The sequence below is a fragment of the Rheinheimera sp. genome (assembly GCF_037442345.1).
Taxonomy (GTDB): domain Bacteria; phylum Pseudomonadota; class Gammaproteobacteria; order Enterobacterales; family Alteromonadaceae; genus Pararheinheimera.
The window spans coordinates 149,707-166,371 of sequence record NZ_JBBIQL010000003.1 but is presented as its reverse complement, the minus strand read 5'-3'; the positions used below and the strand labels follow the sequence as shown (position 1 = coordinate 166,371).

General features: G+C 45.0%; 12 protein-coding genes. All 12 read left to right on the top strand.

The window, feature by feature from the left end; translation table 11 throughout:
- The first annotated feature begins 7 nt into the window (after positions 1-7).
- The 12 genes from WKJ04_RS02755 to WKJ04_RS02700 all read left to right on the top strand — a co-directional run bounded on the left by WKJ04_RS02755 (position 8) and on the right by WKJ04_RS02700 (position 16,621).
- Entirely contained in the window at positions 8-2,302 is a 2,295-nt protein-coding gene (locus WKJ04_RS02755) for a hypothetical protein (protein WP_337879014.1), read from the top strand.
- Positions 2,302-5,412: a glycosyltransferase gene (locus tag WKJ04_RS02750; RefSeq protein ID WP_337879013.1), complete on the top strand. Its 3,111-nt coding sequence runs from the start codon at positions 2,302-2,304 to the stop codon at positions 5,410-5,412. The genes WKJ04_RS02755 and WKJ04_RS02750 overlap by 1 nt, the downstream gene beginning before the upstream one ends.
- 10 nt (positions 5,413-5,422) lie before the next feature.
- The gene (gene rfbG / locus WKJ04_RS02745; protein WP_337879012.1) at positions 5,423-6,505 is read left to right on the top strand and encodes a CDP-glucose 4,6-dehydratase; all 1,083 of its coding nucleotides are present in this window, start codon (positions 5,423-5,425) and stop codon (positions 6,503-6,505) included.
- Positions 6,502-7,347 carry an NAD-dependent epimerase/dehydratase family protein gene (locus WKJ04_RS02740; RefSeq protein ID WP_337879011.1) on the top strand — a complete coding sequence of 282 codons (846 nt, stop codon included), beginning with the start codon at positions 6,502-6,504 and terminating at the stop codon, positions 7,345-7,347. Before rfbG ends, WKJ04_RS02740 begins: the two co-directional genes overlap by 4 nt.
- A complete protein-coding gene (locus WKJ04_RS02735) occupies positions 7,331-8,299 on the top strand; it encodes a glycosyltransferase family 2 protein (protein WP_337879010.1) in 969 nt (322 codons plus the stop codon). The genes WKJ04_RS02740 and WKJ04_RS02735 overlap by 17 nt, the downstream gene beginning before the upstream one ends.
- 11 nt (positions 8,300-8,310) lie before the next feature.
- Complete coding sequence (gene rfbF, locus WKJ04_RS02730) at positions 8,311-9,087, top strand: glucose-1-phosphate cytidylyltransferase (RefSeq protein ID WP_337879009.1); 777 nt, start codon at positions 8,311-8,313, stop codon at positions 9,085-9,087.
- Positions 9,087-10,100, top strand: a complete 1,014-nt coding sequence (locus WKJ04_RS02725; protein ID WP_337879008.1) for a lysylphosphatidylglycerol synthase transmembrane domain-containing protein — start codon at positions 9,087-9,089, stop codon at positions 10,098-10,100. The genes rfbF and WKJ04_RS02725 overlap by 1 nt, the downstream gene beginning before the upstream one ends.
- 19 nt (positions 10,101-10,119) lie before the next feature.
- A complete protein-coding gene (locus WKJ04_RS02720; protein ID WP_337879007.1) occupies positions 10,120-11,427 on the top strand; it encodes an NAD(P)/FAD-dependent oxidoreductase in 1,308 nt (435 codons plus the stop codon).
- The gene (locus tag WKJ04_RS02715; RefSeq protein ID WP_337879006.1) at positions 11,427-13,382 is read left to right on the top strand and encodes a hypothetical protein; all 1,956 of its coding nucleotides are present in this window, start codon (positions 11,427-11,429) and stop codon (positions 13,380-13,382) included. Before WKJ04_RS02720 ends, WKJ04_RS02715 begins: the two co-directional genes overlap by 1 nt.
- 94 nt (positions 13,383-13,476) lie before the next feature.
- Positions 13,477-14,508 carry a GDP-mannose 4,6-dehydratase gene (gene gmd, locus WKJ04_RS02710; protein ID WP_337879005.1) on the top strand — a complete coding sequence of 344 codons (1,032 nt, stop codon included), beginning with the start codon at positions 13,477-13,479 and terminating at the stop codon, positions 14,506-14,508.
- On the top strand, positions 14,508-15,410 hold the full coding sequence (locus WKJ04_RS02705) for an NAD-dependent epimerase/dehydratase family protein (RefSeq protein ID WP_337879004.1): 903 nt from the start codon (positions 14,508-14,510) through the stop codon (positions 15,408-15,410). Before gmd ends, WKJ04_RS02705 begins: the two co-directional genes overlap by 1 nt.
- Complete coding sequence (locus tag WKJ04_RS02700) at positions 15,407-16,621, top strand: glycosyltransferase family 1 protein (RefSeq protein ID WP_337879003.1); 1,215 nt, start codon at positions 15,407-15,409, stop codon at positions 16,619-16,621. Before WKJ04_RS02705 ends, WKJ04_RS02700 begins: the two co-directional genes overlap by 4 nt.
- Positions 16,622-16,665: the final 44 nt, after the last annotated feature.

Genomic DNA, 16,665 nt, shown 5'->3' with positions numbered 1-16,665 from the left:
CTGCCCAATGAAGAAAGATAATCGCCCAGTTTTTATCCATTCTCTTTTTCGGTCAGGAAGCACATACGTCTTTAATGTATTTAGGCGAAGTATTTCTGCCTATTGGTGCTACCAGGAATCCATCCATGAGATCGCTATTTTTGCTAAGGATGATAGTTCGATACTCCTTACAGATCATGGTCAAAAGAAAGTGGCGCAGTTACGCCACCCGGAAATGATGAAGGGCTATTTTCAAGAACTGTTGGATACATGGGAGTGCTGGCGGCATGTTATCACGGAACCCATGGTTTACGATGCGTATTTTGGTTCAACGGATGAGAGTGATTTGGGTGTACCGTACTGGAGAGCTCTAATTGAAGCAGCAAAAGAAAAGGGACGCCCCATTTTTCAAGAGTGTCGTACGAGTAATAGAATTGCCGATATTAAACAGAGTATTGATGCCCATCATATTTTTTTATGGCGTAACCCATGGGACCAGTGGTGGTCTTATAAAGTAGCTTCTTACTTTGACAGCGCGAATCAGTTGATTATTCACTCGAGTACTAGCCCTGATATTGTGAAAATACTTTGTTCTGAATTACAACTAGAAGCGTATCCAAATAGCGACATATCTGGAGCGTTTTATTTTTATTCAACCAGACCGCTGACTAGTGAACAAAGTTATTTGGTTTTTTATTTATTGTGGATTTTAGCTTTAAAACACGCTCTAGATCATGCCGACTTGATGATAAACATAGACCGTTTAAGTAGCTCAGCCGAATATAGGGATGAGATACTGTTGAAATTAAGACGTGACATTGGTGTTAGTGAGCTTAACTTTTCTGACTGCAAGATCCCGCAAGCTGATTATGTGTATAAAGACGAACAATTTTTCTTACCGCTTGAATCCCGAATTCACGAATTGCTGACTGCTAATGGCTGGGATGCTCATGAATTGGCCCAATTGCATCAATTGCGGAACGAGTTTGCGACAGTTTCTAGGCGTGATGCTGTTGAACCTGTGACTTTCACAGATATTGTTGATCAGTCAAGTCGAGCCAGAGAACTTGCTATTCGTTTTGAAACTGAGTTAGCGCTTAAAAGCCAAGCTTTGGCCGTCACTTTAGCACAGCAAAAGCATGTTGAGGCTCAGAAAGAGTTAGCATGGCAGCATGAGAGAGGCGAACTCCTCAATCATTTGGCTGGTCATGTGGAGCAAGCGCAAACTGCGAATTCGGAGTGTGAGCGATTAGAGGCTGAAATTAAGCGACTAGAAGCAGAATTGCACAGATTTGAAATAAGACAAGCGGAATCTATGACTGTGATCGCTTTAAAAGATGCATTTTTGAAACAGTTTGAAGTCAAAAACGAGCATCTTCAGCAACGACTGACCGATGTATCTGTGCTGCAAGGCGTCACTCTGGCAGAAAAGAGTTTGATTGAAGAGCAAAAAAGCAATCTCGACGCCAAACTTCTGTCCGCTGAGCATACAAGTCAGCTTCTTACCCGTGACAACCAGCGATTGGAGTTACAGTTACTGGCCCTCACAAAAGATAGTGAGATCAGTGAATTGCGCATGCAGCTGGCCAGGGAGAAGGATGCATTGGCTGCTGAGAGAATCAGTCAAAAACAGGCGGATGATTACCACAAACTAAAACAAGAATTTGACGCGCTTCAGAAAGCGCATCAAGTTCATTTACGAAATAAGCTTACTACGGACAACGACTTATTAGCTGCAGAGAAAATAAGTCAAAAGCAGACGGATGATTACCACAAGCTCAAACACGAGTTTGAAGAACTACTGCAAGTTAATCATATTCATTTTTCCCAGTTGCAAGCAGCTCAGGCTGAATTAGCTCAACTGCATGCAGCAAATCATCATCATTGGCTGCAGGCAGAACAGAGACTTAAGCAAATCCAGGCATTGTCGGATAGTTGGTCATGGCGTTTAACAGCACCTTTGCGGTATTTGGGCGGTGCCGTGCTCAGAGTCGGCACTTCTATGAAGGCTGCCTTGAAATGGCCTTTGGTGACATTAGGCAAAGTACTTATAAGTTTTATATTGGGGAAACCTGAATATGCTATCCGTCTCAATGGATGGCTAATCAAGTATTGCCCTTTCATTTACAGACATTTAAGGCAGTTTGCTTTACATCGCCAATTGATTGAGTGCTCCCTGAGCACTATACCGCCCAGATCAGACCTTAACAACGAGACTCTCATCGATGTGGTGGATCTTAAATTAGCTAACTTGAGCCCACAGGCCAGAGCAATTTATCGAGCTTTGCAGATTGCTATTGAAACAAATGAAGGTAAGCAGTAATGCGTATAGTGATTGATATGCAAGGCGCGCAGCAGGACTGGAACGACGATAGCGTTGGAGCAGTCCGTGCTTTGGTTCAGAGTTACGCTGAGCATGATGTGTTTTTGGCATTGAGCGGCTTACAGCCTGGTTCGATTGCTGCCATACGCAAAGCATTACAAGGCATATTATCTCAAGAGTTTATACGGGTTTGGCATGGCCTCGAAGAAAATGAAGCTTCAGGAAAAGCCCGAGACATTGCTAATCAGCTTATGTACGACGGATTTTTAGTAAGCCTCAAACCAGATGTGGTGCATTACACGCATGCTGGCTCGATTGATGACATCTTTATTGCTGCTCCTTTGAAAAACGAATATGTTCTGTCAGCGCATGTAACCCCGAAGTCGTTGTCATCTCTGCTATTGGACTGGCAAGGAGTTAAAACTTATGCGGTATTTTTTTGTGATCCAGCAGAATTCGAGCAGTGCGCTAAGTTACTGCACGAGTTTGGTTCAGAACATAAGCTTTGCAAGCTAAAGACTGATTGCTCATTTGGGGCAACTGAAATCCAACAGATGCTGAGTCTTTGTGAGCAACTAACGGCTCAATCAACAGCGGAGCGAAAAAAAGCGGGAAAAAAGCGTTTGGCGAATGTATCTCCTTTGCCTCCAATGCGTTCCGGTATTGCCGATTACTGTGCCGAACTATTGCCTGTTTTAGCTGAGTTTTATCAGATTGATGTGGTTGTTGATCAAGATGAAATCACGTCACCTTGGATTAAGCAACATTGCCGGATTTTAAGTATTGAAGAGTTCAAAGCCTCTGCTGCGCACTATGACAGGATCCTTTATCATGCCGGAAACAATCCTCTGCACGCACAAATGCTGGGGTTAGCTGAGCTCCATCCTGGCGTCGTAGTTTTGCATGATTTTTATCTTGGCGATGTGCAATGGCACCGTAGCAGCCGAGGAATGCGTAAAGACGGTTTTTGGAAGGAGCTTTATGGTTCCGGCGGATATTCAGCGGTAAAAATTTGTGCCGATAAAGGGGATATGGCCGCAATTTTACAATTTCCTTTAGCGTTCAGCCTGTTTGAAAATGCAAAAGGGATGATTTTTCACTCGGAGCACGCTGCAAAACTGGCTCGCGATTGGTATAGCCAGACGGATGACATTTCCGTATTGCCTTTGTTAAGACAGCCGGCTGAGTTAGTGGAACGCAGGGAAGCCCGACGCATTCTTGGATTTAACGAGGATGATTTTATTCTATGTAGTTTTGGGTTTCTTGGTTGGAATAAATTAAACCACCGTTTATTGGATGCTTGGGAAGACAGTCCTCTGCTTAACCAGGACCCGTGTTGCAAGCTTGTTTTCGTAGGTGAACATGGTGGTTTGGAGTATGGCCTTGAACTGGAAAAAAGGATCCGTCAGTCTCCTGCGTTGAACTCTGTCGAAATCAGTGGTTGGGTCGATGCCAGCAAATACAGGTTGTTTCTTAGTGCCGCTGATGCTGCCGTGCAACTGAGAACGCACTCCAGAGGTGAGACATCTGCAGCTGTTCTTGATTGTATGAACTACGGCTTGGCGACCATCATTAATGCGAATGGTGCTATGGAATATATTTCTGATGACTTAGTACTGAAGCTTGATGATGATTTTGCGTTAGCTCAATTAACAGCTGCGTTGGAATTATTAAGGCGCTCTCCAGCACAACGCAAGGCTTTGGGGAAAACAGCCCAAGATTACATCCGGGACATTCATGATCCAACGAACTGTGCCTCTATGTACTCTGAACATATTGAACGCTTTTACAGGGGGCTTAATTTTGACCAGCTGATCGGAAATTTAGCTGCGGAGTTAAATGGTCAAGTTGAACAGCTCAATCTATTATCACTATCCAAAAAGCTTTCACTAAACTTACCCAAGAAACAACCGTGCAAGACTTTGTTTTTAGACGTGTCAGCTGTTGCCCGAACTGACTTAAAAACGGGGATTCAGCGAGTCGTGCGTGCCATTTTGCTTGCCTTGTTTGAATCGCCGCCTACAGGTTACAGGATCGAGCCCGTTTACATTTCCGATGCTAACGGTGAATGGCATATGCGACATGCGCGTGACTACACACTTGGACTACTGAATTGTCCTAAAGGTTGGATCGAAGATGAAACTGTTGAACCTCAAGCTGGTGATATTTTTCTTGGATTAGACTTAGCCTGCGGTTATGTTATTGAAAGTGAAAAGAATACTCGCCTGTTTGAACAGATGATGAACCGAGGGGTTTATGTCTCATTTGTTGTGTACGATTTGCTGCCTGTTCAGTTTGAACAGTTTTTCCCTAGTGGAGCAAAGTCTGCCCACGAAAAATGGCTAAGCGTTGTGGCGACGGCAAATTCTGTTCTCTGTATTTCCAAGGCTGTAGCCACAGAATTTTCGGCGTGGGTGGCGAAAAACGCTCCTGCCCGCCAAGGGGAAATCGACGTAGGCTGGTTTCATCTCGGGGCAGATCTCGACACCTCATCTCCTAGCCAGGGATTTGCTGACAATGCCAAAGAGGTTATTAAGCAACTTAGCACAGTTCCCAGTTTCCTTATGGTAGGAACAATCGAACCTCGCAAAGGTTACGGTCAGGCATTGGATGCCTTCAGTCTGCTGTGGGCCGACAACATTGATGTGAATTTGGTCATGGTGGGCAAAGAAGGTTGGATGATGAGCTCATTTACCGAACAAATTAAACAGCATCCCGAATTTGGTAAGCGACTTTTCTGGTTAGAGGGGATTAGTGATGAGTATTTGCTAGAAGTTTATGCGAATGCATCCTGTCTTCTGATTGCATCAGTAGGCGAAGGGTTCGGTTTGCCATTGATTGAAGCTGCTCAGCATCAGATTCCGTTACTGGTACGTGACATTCCTGTATTCAGGGAAGTCGCAGGTAATTATGCATTTTACTTTGACGGTGCTACCCCAGTAGAACTTGCTCACTCGGTTCAACAATGGATCGCGCTCTACTCCAAAGGCATGCATCCGCGTTCAGATGATATGCCTTGGCTGACATGGAGTGACAGCGCTAAGCAACTGATCTCGGTACTAATAGAAAAAAACAAAATATCCAAGGCAAAAAGTGGTATCAAAAATTAAGGCGCTAGATATGTTTGAGCATTTATTACCTTTCGAGAAGCAGTTAAATGGAAAACGAATATTTGTCACAGGCCATTCCGGTTTTACCGGCAGTTGGGTGTCTCTGTGGTTGAAGGCTATAGGTGCCATAGTTGCTGGTTTTTCATTGAAACCGGATACTCAACCTGCGATGTTCGATGTGGTTGCTGCTGGCGAAGGTATGGAATCAGAGTTTGGTGATATCTGTGACTTCGAGCAGTTATTAGCCGCGGTTGAACGGTTTAAACCAGATCTTATTTTGCATTTGGCTGCTCAGCCTTTAGTGCGCAAATCTTATCAGGAACCACTCTCAACTTTTCTGATCAATGCGCAGGGCACAGCTCATGTCCTGGAGGCTGCCCGCCGCGTAAAGACTGTGAAGGGGGTGGTATGCGTTACCACGGACAAAGTGTACAAGAATAATGAATGGAGCTGGCCTTACAGAGAGAATGATCCGTTAGGTGGGAAAGACCCCTACAGTGCTTCAAAAGCAGCGGCGGAGATGATTATTCAAAGTTATGCTGCGTCTTACCCCTATCAGGATGGTCTGGGGCCAGCGATTGCGACTGCCCGTGGCGGTAATATCATTGGGGGAGGAGATTGGTCAGAGGATCGGTTAATTCCTGATTTTGTCAAAAGTGTGGTTGAGGGGAAAAGCCTAACGTTAAGATACCCTGATGCGACCAGACCCTGGCAGCACGTTTTAGCGTTGGTACATGGGTATCTTGTGCTGTTAGCTGGTCTTTGCTCAGAACAACCATCTTCCTATGCCAAAGCATGGAATCTCGGCCCGCACGATGCCAAGCAGTATTCTGTGCGCAGTGTTTTGGAGCTTATGAGTGATTTCTGGCAACGCCCAGCATTGGATTACATGAACAACCCGTTACCAGAGGCGCAGGCACTCGCTTTGGACAGTTCCATGGCTCGCAACCAGTTAAACTGGAGTCCGGTATGGGACACCGCCCGTGTCGTTCGGGAGACTGCTGCATGGTATCGTGACTACTACGCCAATCCTGAGTCTGCCCGAACCATTACTATGGCTCAAATTGGCGCTTGGCGCGGAGACATTCAATGACGTTTTATGTGATTGGCGGCCGTGGGCGTTTAGGCGCAGCTATTGCCAGCGAGTTCTGCGCAGAAGACATGGTGTTACCGCTCAGGAATGAATATGTGTCATGGTCTGAAGCTGGCGCTGCAGACCATGTTGTTCGTTATTTAGAGAAAAATAAAACGCCTGATGCGACCATTTTTGTTGCTTCGGGCATATTAGATCCGAATCAGGGCGATGAAGAACTTCGAAAGGTTAATTATTATCTACCGAAAAATATCATTGATGCCGCATGCACTTTGGGTATGAAGGTTGTGACCTTTGGTACTGTCATGGAGAGCTTGTCGTCCGCTCCTAATTTGTATGTGCAATCGAAGCTGGCTATTGCTGAACATGTTAGAAAAAAGGCTGCTGCAGGAGCTTCAGTTACCCATATTCAGTTACATACACTGTATGGTCGAGGTAACCCCAGCCCATTTATGTTTTTAGGTCAGGTACTGTCTTCACTCCGCTCAAAACAGATGTTTAAAATGACTTCAGGACAGCAATTGCGTGAATATCATCATTTTGACGACGATGTGAAGGCGATTCGGGCAATTATACAGGCAGGTGAGCACTCCGTTGTAAATCTCAGTCATGGTGAGCCTGTAAGCCTGAGACATTTAGCCGAAAGCATTTTTGATGCGTTTGATCTGAGAGACTTGTTAGAAATTGGAGCTTTAGCTTCTTCTGAGTATGAAAATTTCGACCGGATAATGCTACCGGATGGAGCCGTTCAAACTGTATCATTCCGTAACTCTGTTTCGGGAGTTGTTACCTATTTAAGGGATTGTTTTAGCCGAAGTGAGCTGCATGCTGATGAACATTAAAAGACCTCTGATTTCTATCTCAATTCCTGTTTTAAATGAAGAAGGTAATATAGAAAATCTTTATAAGCGTTTGGATGCACTGGGACACAAAATGCATGACCGGTGTGACTTGGAGTTTGTGTTTTCCGATAACCATTCAACTGATAGTACATGGCTAATGCTGAGCCAACTGGCTGCAAAAGATCCGAGAGTTAAGGCTATTCGGTTTTCTAAAAATTTCGGATTTCAGCGTTCGATATTGGCGAATTATTTGCACACGACTGGCGATGCCGTCATGCAGATTGACGCCGACTTACAAGACCCACCTGAATTGCTGGAAACATTTTTTGAGCAATGGCAAAACGGTGCCCAAGTCGTTTACGGTATAAGGAAAAAGCGACCTGAAAATGTGTTCCTGCATGCATTTAGGAAACTGGGGTATTGGGCGATAGATAAGATAAGTGAACACCCAATTCCCAGAGATGTAGGCGATTTTCGCCTTATTGACAGAAAAGTGGTTCAGTCGTTGGTTCAAATCAAAACCGCCAACCCTTATTTACGTGGGATGATTGCTGGCTTGGGGTTTAACCAAATTGGCGTGCCTTATGACAGGGATGCCAGAGTTGCTGGCGAAAGCAAATTTAATGTATCCCGACTACTGCGTTTAGGCTTAACCGCTGTTTTTAACCACTCGACGGTTCCGCTTCGTGCAGCCTCATTTTTAGGTAGCGTTATTTTAGCCGCAAGTATTGTAGGTGCGTTGTATTACGTAGCACTTAAATTACTTTATCCCGAAATTCCACAGGGTTTAGCCAGCATCCATATTCTTGTGTTGTTTGGTATTGGATTGAACTCCTTTTTGTTGGGAATTATTGGTGAGTATTTATTACGCATCTATCTGGTTCTTCGAGCTGAGCCGGTCGCTATTATTGCTCAAAGTCTGAATATTAAATCGTCCGAATTAAAACTATAAATGGAGTTTGCATGAAAGCTGTTATTCTTGCCGGTGGTTTGGGAACCCGGATTGCTGAAGAGTCAGATACAAAACCTAAGCCAATGGTTGAAGTTGGAGGTCGACCGCTGTTATGGCACATCATGAAAAATTATGCTCATCATGGCATTAATGATTTTGTGATTTGTTTAGGTTACAAAGGCTATATAATTAAAGAGTTTTTCTTTAATTATTATCGCCACATGTCTGACATGACCATTGATTTAAAAACGGGTGAGCATGTGATCCATAACAGTCAGGCAGAAGACTGGCGTATCACTCTGGTCGACACTGGACCAGAAACTATGACCGGGGGGCGATTGAAGCGCGTGGCGCCTTATCTTGGTAACGAAACCTTCTGTATGACCTACGGCGATGGTTTATCCAATATCAACATTGCTGCTGAAGTTGAGTTCCACAAACGTCATGGCAAATTGGCCACGGTTGCAGCGGTGCAACCGCCTGGCCGTTTTGGCGTTTTGAATATTACTACCTCCAATCAGGTGTCCAGTTTTGAAGAAAAACCCAGCGACGAAATTGGTTGGATTAACGGTGGTTTTTTTGTACTGGAACCAGAAGTGATTCCATATATCGATGCGGATTCGACTTCATGGGAGCGGGAGCCACTTTCTAATCTTGCTAAAGACGGACAACTGGTTGCTTTTCATCATACCGGATTTTGGCAGCCGTGCGACACACTCAGAGATAAACGTGAACTTGAAGCGTTGTGGGCCAGTGGACGCGCGCCTTGGCAAAGTTGGAGAAACTGATGGGCAAAACTGTTGGTTTTGCCCTGCAGGGAAAACTGAAGCATCTGCTGGGTTTCGGCATTACCCTTCTGTGCCTATTTGTGTTGTATAGACAAGTCAACATAGCTGACGTGATTCAGGCATTTGAAGGCTTTAACAGCCTGTACCTGATTGCCGGTGCGGTTTCGCTGGCTTTCGGGTATGCCATGCGGGTTCTGCGTTGGTCATTAATGTTAAAATCAGCGGGTGCCGGGCTCCGGTATTCGCAATGCATCGCCCCATTTTTAGGTTCTATTGCATTGAACAATGTGTTGCCGTTACGTCTGGGCGACGTTGTGCGTGCTCTGGTGTTCCCTGCCTCCATGGGAATCACTAAAGCCACGGCGACCAGCAGTCTGGTGATTGAACGTTTGGTTGATCTGGTGACACTGGTGTTTTGTCTGATGATAGGACTGGGTGTTATTCAAAGCTTTCAGATCCCTCCAAATTACCAAACTCTGGCAATGACCCTGGTCTCGCTTGGTAGCGGTTTGCTGTTGGCTGGGATTCTGTTTAGCGGTTCTTTAAGTCACTGGCTGCTGCATTGGTCTGCTCAGGCCAATCTATCCGAAACCAAAACAAAACTGTGCAAGGCTTTTGCTGAGTTTTTCTCAGGTTTAAACCAAATGTCCAGGCCCGGGATGCTGACAGCAGTGCTGGTTTTGTCGATGCTGATCTGGGCTGGAGAAGCCGGGCTGTTTTATTTCATCTTATTGGGGTTTGGCATTGATGTATCGCCGGCAGCGGCGTTATTGATTATGGCATTGGCGACATTGTCTACCTTAGTACCTTCATCGCCTGGTTATGTTGGTCCGTTTCATCTGGCAGCGTATACGGCTGTTTTAATGACGGGTGTATCTAATGCTGAGGCAGCGAGTTACGCCATTGTTGTGCATCTGGCGTTGTGGCTTTTGACCACAGTGGCTGGATTAGTCGCATTGCTGGCTCGCCCTGAGCTTTTCACTGCCGCAAAACTGCAGTCTGTGCAAAATTGAAGTATTCGTAGGATTGAGAATGAAAAAATATGATGTAGTGATTGTTGGTGGTGGTTTTACGGGGCTGACAGCTGCTTATGTACTGTCTAAGCAAGGAAAGTCAGTGCAGGTGATCGAAGCTGATGATGGCCCTGGTGGACTTGGCGGAACCTTTAGTTTCAATGACGGTGTGAAAGTAGAGAAGTTTTATCATCACTGGTTTAACAATGATTTATATGTGCCTGAGTTAGTAAAAGAGTTAGGGCTTGAAGGTGATGTCATCCTGCTACCAACCCGCACTGGGATGTATTTCAACGGTCGTATGTGGAAACTTTCTACACCGCTGGATTTGCTTCGGTTTAAAGCCTTATCTTTTATTGATCGTATTCGGCTAGGCTTATTGGTATTTCAGGTGCGTCGTATCAAGGACTGGAAAAGCATCGAGCACCTGAGTATTCGCGAGTGGTTGGAGCCATTATGCGGTAAGTCGGTGTATCGAACCGTCTGGGAACCTTTGATTACAGCCAAGTTTTCGGTTTTTGCCGAAGCGGTTAATGCTGTATGGATGTGGAAAAAACTGGTATTACGTGGCAGCACCAGAAATGACAAAGGTGGTGAAGAGCTGGCATACTTCAAAGGCGGATTTGGGCGTTTAGCAGACAAAATGGTGGAAGCTATTCGTCAGCTGGGTGGTGACGTGAGCTTTGGCCAAAGAGTGTCTGCTGTTGAAACGGCAGACAACAAAATCACCTCCGTTCTGACCAATGAAGGACGGGTGGAAGGTGACAAGTTTTTGTTCACAACTTCATTCCCTATCATCGCCGATATTTTGCAACAAAAAGCTGAACCTGCCTGGCTTGAATCTTTACGGCGGGTGAAATACCTAGGGAACGTCTGTCTGGTGCTGCGTTTAAAGCAGAGCCTGTCAGAAACCTATTGGTTAAATGTGAACGACCCTGGTTTCCCTTTTGTCGGGGTGATTGAACATACCAATTTTGATACACCAGACAACTATAAAGGGACTCATATTGCGTATCTGTCTAGATACCTCGCTGTTGAAGACCCAGTCTGGGAGTACTCAGATGAGGAGTATTATCAGTTTGCAATGGGACATTTAAAGCGAATGTTTCCAAATCTGGATGAATCTTGGGTGGTAGATTACAAAGTGTGGCGCGCTGAGTATGCGCAGCCTGTTACTGAGCGTGGTTATTCAGAGTACGTACCAGGTATCACTACTCCATTTGATAATGCTCTGATTTCTACAATGGCCCAGATCTATCCTGAAGATCGCGGAACCAACTATGCCATCCGAGAAGGCAGGGCTATTGCTGCCAAGTTAGGTGATTAATGTTGACTCGTGTATTAAGCAGTCTTTCACTTTATTGGCTGTATTTGCTGGTGTTTGCAGGGCTGGGAGGGGTATTTATTTACTTGTCCCAGCAGGCAGCCATTCGTGTTGGTGATGGTAGCGAATATTATGCGTTATATTATGCGTGGGCCGATACCTTTCGACCTTGGATGACTGACTCTGCTTTTGCTCACTATCAAGCGTTAGTTGACACCCACCTAGTTGAATATATGCCTTCTCTTCAGCACGTTATGGAGAAATTTCCAGAATTACGAATTGGAAAAACGGCTGATTTTAACCACTTTTGGTTTTATAGCTTTCTTGCATTTTTAGTCGCGTTACCTTTCAACGCTGTCGGATTGGGCTTGCAGGTACATCACAGTTTTCTGTTGTTGCACTTTGTGCTTTTGATGGCATTGTTTGTGGTGTTTATCCGCCTTTATGGAAGGCGAGGGCTGGCAGTGGCGTTCATTATGACGCTGTTGTCACCTATGTTATGGTACTTGGATAAGGTTCATACTGAACTTCTGACAGTTGTGCTCTGCATGTTAGCAGTGGCTTGTGTACATCGCAGATTTTATTTGGCAGGTTCGTTTTTTTTCGCGATGGCTTCAACCCAAAATCCATCCTTTGCCTTGGTGGCATTTCTTCCGTTTTGTTACCGGATACTTATTAAACGAAGGGAAGCTTTGACATTGTTTGAGGTCGTATTAACTCTCGGCACTGCAATTCTTGTCTTGCTTCATCCAACGTACTATTTCTTTCGATATGGTGTTGTCACACCACAACTATTGACAATGGGTGCAGATTTAGGCTTGAACCTATCAATATTTTATATATGGTTGCTTGACCCTGATGTGGGACTGTTACCCTTCTGGCCGATAGGAATGCTTATCCTAGGCTTGTGTTTTTATTTTAGGTTTATAGAGAAGCCTACAACAACAGAACAAGACAACCGTTTTTTCATTTTGTTTATGATGGCATTTCTTGCGATCAATTTATATGCTCATTCATCAACAGAGAATCTAAACTCCGGAGCCGGAGCTGGTCCTGCCCGTTACGCCCTGTGGTATTTGCCTCTTTTTGTGCCGTTGCTGGTTTATGTGCTGAAGCACTTGGATGGTCATCGGGTTTTGGCGCTGGTGTGTGTGGTGCTTTTAGGGGGTAATACTTGGTATAACTTTGCTGTGAGTGCACCGTCCAATAAGGAAAATTTACCCTATCCAAGTGCGTTTTCCACATTCGTGCAGTCGAACTTGAGCAGATGGTATTCGCCGCATCCTGAAATTTTTATCGAAAAATTCGGTGGTTACGGTGAGGAAATAGGCCAAGTGAACCCTCTGGCCATCATTGGACCTGATTGCGCAAAGACCTTGGTTATTCCCGGTGGTGGTCGAAATAGGGTGCTGGCGCCAGCTTCATGCTTTTTCGATCAGGGAAAAATTTCAGATGTGCTTCAAACCGTCGCTGCTAGTCGACAGGATACACAGCCTTATTATATTAGGTTGACAGGGCAACAGGTGGATGCGTCAGAACTGGAATTATCAGTTGGCGAGTATTTAGTGGGAATAGACCAACGGGGTAATGCAGGTTTGGCATCTGGTTGGAGCGGTATTGAAGCTACAGGAGTCTGGTCAATTGGTAGCAAAGCTGTTCTCAGTTTACCGTGTAGTGAGAAACAATTTTATTTCCAGCAGGATGTCCTGCGTATACGTTTGCAACTGACACCTTTTGGCCGTCAATCTATTGAAATTAAACATCAACAAAAGACCTTATATAAAGGGGATATTGAAGCTGCTGTGGATTTGGAAGTAGAGGTAGCTCCCGAACAATGCAGTAACAGTAGCATTGAATTGGAGCTCCACATAGCCGCTCCTAAATCGCCATTTGAAATGGGGATGTCTGAAGACCGCCGAAAACTAGGTATTTGGTTGAGTAGATATTCATTGCATTAAAATAGCATCATTCTAATTTGAGATGTTTAACGGATCTATGCAGATCAAGTATTTAGTGTAAAAAATAGAATTTAAACGAAAGGAACTGGTAGGAATGAAAGCGATTGTTACGGGAATTACTGGCCAAGATGGCGCATATCTGGCGGAGTTATTATTGGCAAAGGGCTATAAAGTGTATGGTACCTATCGCCGGACCGCGTCAGTAAATTTCTGGCGTATAGACGAATTAGGGATACGTAAGCACCCGAATTTGCATCTCGTTGAGTATGATTTGACGGATTTGTCTGCCAGCATTCGATTATTGCAGCAAACTGAAGCGACAGAAGTGTATAACCTGGCGGCGCAGAGTTTTGTCGGTGTCTCTTTTGAGCAGCCGTTAACCACTGCGGAGATTACGGGCATAGGGCCGGTAAATTTGCTTGAAGCCATTCGGATTGTGAATCCAAAAATCCGTTTCTATCAGGCCTCGACCTCTGAAATGTTTGGTAAAGTTCAGGCAATTCCTCAAATTGAAGACACCCCTTTTTATCCGCGCAGCCCTTACGGTGTTGCTAAGCTGTATGCTCATTGGATGACTATTAACTACCGTGAGTCCTACGGTATTTTTGGTACGAGCGGCATTCTGTTTAACCACGAATCCCCACTGCGCGGTCAGGAATTTGTGACCCGTAAAATCAGTGACTCCATTGCCAAAATTAAGTTGGGCAAATTAGATGTGCTGGAACTTGGTAACATGGATGCAAAACGTGACTGGGGTTATGCCAAGGATTATGTCGAAGGCATGTGGCGTATGTTGCAGGCTGACGAACCTGATACCTTTGTGTTAGCAACAAACCGCACTGAAACTGTCCGTGATTTTGTATCTTTGGCCTGTAAAGCGGCTGATATTGCTATTGAATGGCAGGGGAATGGTGAAGCTGAAAAAGCCATTGATGTATCCACTGGAAAAGTCATTGTTCAGGTCAATCCAAAGTTCTATCGCCCGGCAGAAGTTGATTTGTTGATTGGTAACCCAGCTAAAGCTAAAGCTGTTTTGGGTTGGGAGCCGAAAACCACTCTGGAAGAATTGTGCCAGATGATGGTAGAGGCCGATCTGCGTCGCAATACCATCGGATTTTCATTCTGATGCAAAAAACTATGCTGGTAACAGGAGCGACCGGTTTTACCGGTCGCTGGATAGCCCGCCAAGGAAAAGAGTTGGGAATTCGTTTAGTCGGTACCAGCTTTAGCAAAGCGGTGCCGGATGCTGATTATTCAGAACTCTATGCCTGTGATTTAACGGATAAATCCAGCATTGAGGCTATATTGGCACAAGTGAAACCAAATTATGTGCTTCATTTGGCCGCAATATCGTTCGTCGCTCATGGTTCGGTGCAGGATATATACCAGACGAATTTGGTTGGAACGGTAAATTTGCTGGACGCTATAAAAACAACATGTCCGGCAGTACAGAAAGTATTGGTAGCCAGTAGTGGTAATGTTTATGGCAACAGTGCAGAGTTGCCAATTACAGAGCGGACTCAGTTATCGCCAGTCAATGATTACGCCGTATCCAAAGTTGCAATGGAATACGCCTGTCGTAGTCGGATGGCTGACTTACCTATCATCATCACCAGGCCTTTTAATTACACAGGTGTAGGCCAGGCCGAACACTTTTTATTGCCTAAAATTGTTGCCGCATTTAAGCGGCAACAAGCAGTGCTAGAGCTTGGTAATCTGGATGTCGCCCGGGACTTTACGGATGTCCGTGACCTAGCTACCGCATACCTGAAATTAGTTGAATCCAATGTAGATTCAGAGGAGTTTAATCTTTGCTCAGGTAAACCTGTCAACCTGATGCAGGTCATCGAGATGATGCAGCGGATTACGGGATTCAAACTAGGTGTGCAAGTAAATCCTGCCTTTGTCCGGTCAAATGAAGTTAAGCAATTGTACGGGTCGGAGGACAAACTCCGGGCCGTGATCGGTGACTATCGACACTATACCGATTTAGAGGAAACTTTAGCCTGGATGTACTCGAGCAAATGAATGCTAAAGGGCTGAAACTGATTTTAGGGGCCGATCCTTTACTGGGACCATTGACCGGGATTGGGCACTATACCCGGTGTTTAGCGAAAGCTTTTGCAGTGAATGCTGAAGTAGCAGAATTAAAGCTATTTGCTTTTGGACGTTTTTTTGACCATTCGCTGTTAGATCAATCGGCAATTCAATCCTCTACAGAGCAGGTGAAGCAAGGTGCCTTCTCATTGATAAGACGTAAATTAGCTTCTTCCAGATCAGCAGTTTATTGCTATGAAAAAGCAATGCCCCTGATTGAAGCAATTCGACTGACGAAACATACTGATCACCTGTTTCATTCTCCTAACTTTTTTATCCCCAAATTTTCTGGTCAGAAAGTTGTGACTTTTCATGACTTATCTACAGTGCTTTATCCGCAGTTTCATCCTGCCACCCGCGTCGCGTTGTCCAACCGTCAAATGGATAAAGCCATAAGAAGTGATGCACACATCATTTGTGACTCAGATATTGTTGCTGCGCAGTTGATCCAACATTATGGCTTGAGTAACTCTCGAGTGAGCAGGGTCTATTTGGCAGCGGATGATGAGTTCAGACCGCGCGTTCAAACTGAATGTCTAGAAGCATTATCGTTGTTTGGAATTAGCTACAACAAATTCTTTTTATTTGTTTCCACAATTGAGCCGAGAAAAAATATCTTGAGGTTGCTAGACGGTTATGAAAAGTATGCATCGACAACTGCTTCCCCTTTCCCGCTAGTTATCGTCGGTAGTGAAGGCTGGAATTCCTCAGCAGAACATCAGCGTATTACTCAGTTACAACGCCGCGGTCTGGTATTGTATAAAGGGTATCTGAGTCAACGATATCTGGTGCAGTTGTATTCTGCGGCGACGGCTTTGCTGTATCCCTCTGTCTACGAAGGATTTGGACTACCGGTATTGGAAGCGATGCAAAGTGGAACCGCTGTCATGACGACTCTGGGAACGTCAATGCAGGAGTTTGCAGGAGAAGCGGCTTCGTATGTCGATGCTGAGGATTCTGACGCGATGAGCTACTGTATTAAGCGCTTATCTGAAGATGCAGAGTGGCGTCATAAATCCGAGTTAAAAGGTATTGAATTAAGCGCATCCTACTCATGGCAGCATTGCGCCAACGAAACCCTGGCGGTCTATAAAAAGGTGTTGATGGGACAACATTACGCAACCAAAAGTGCAGGTAAGTAGTGATATGTGACAATGACAGAGGAGTTTCGGGTCCACGTTGTTGA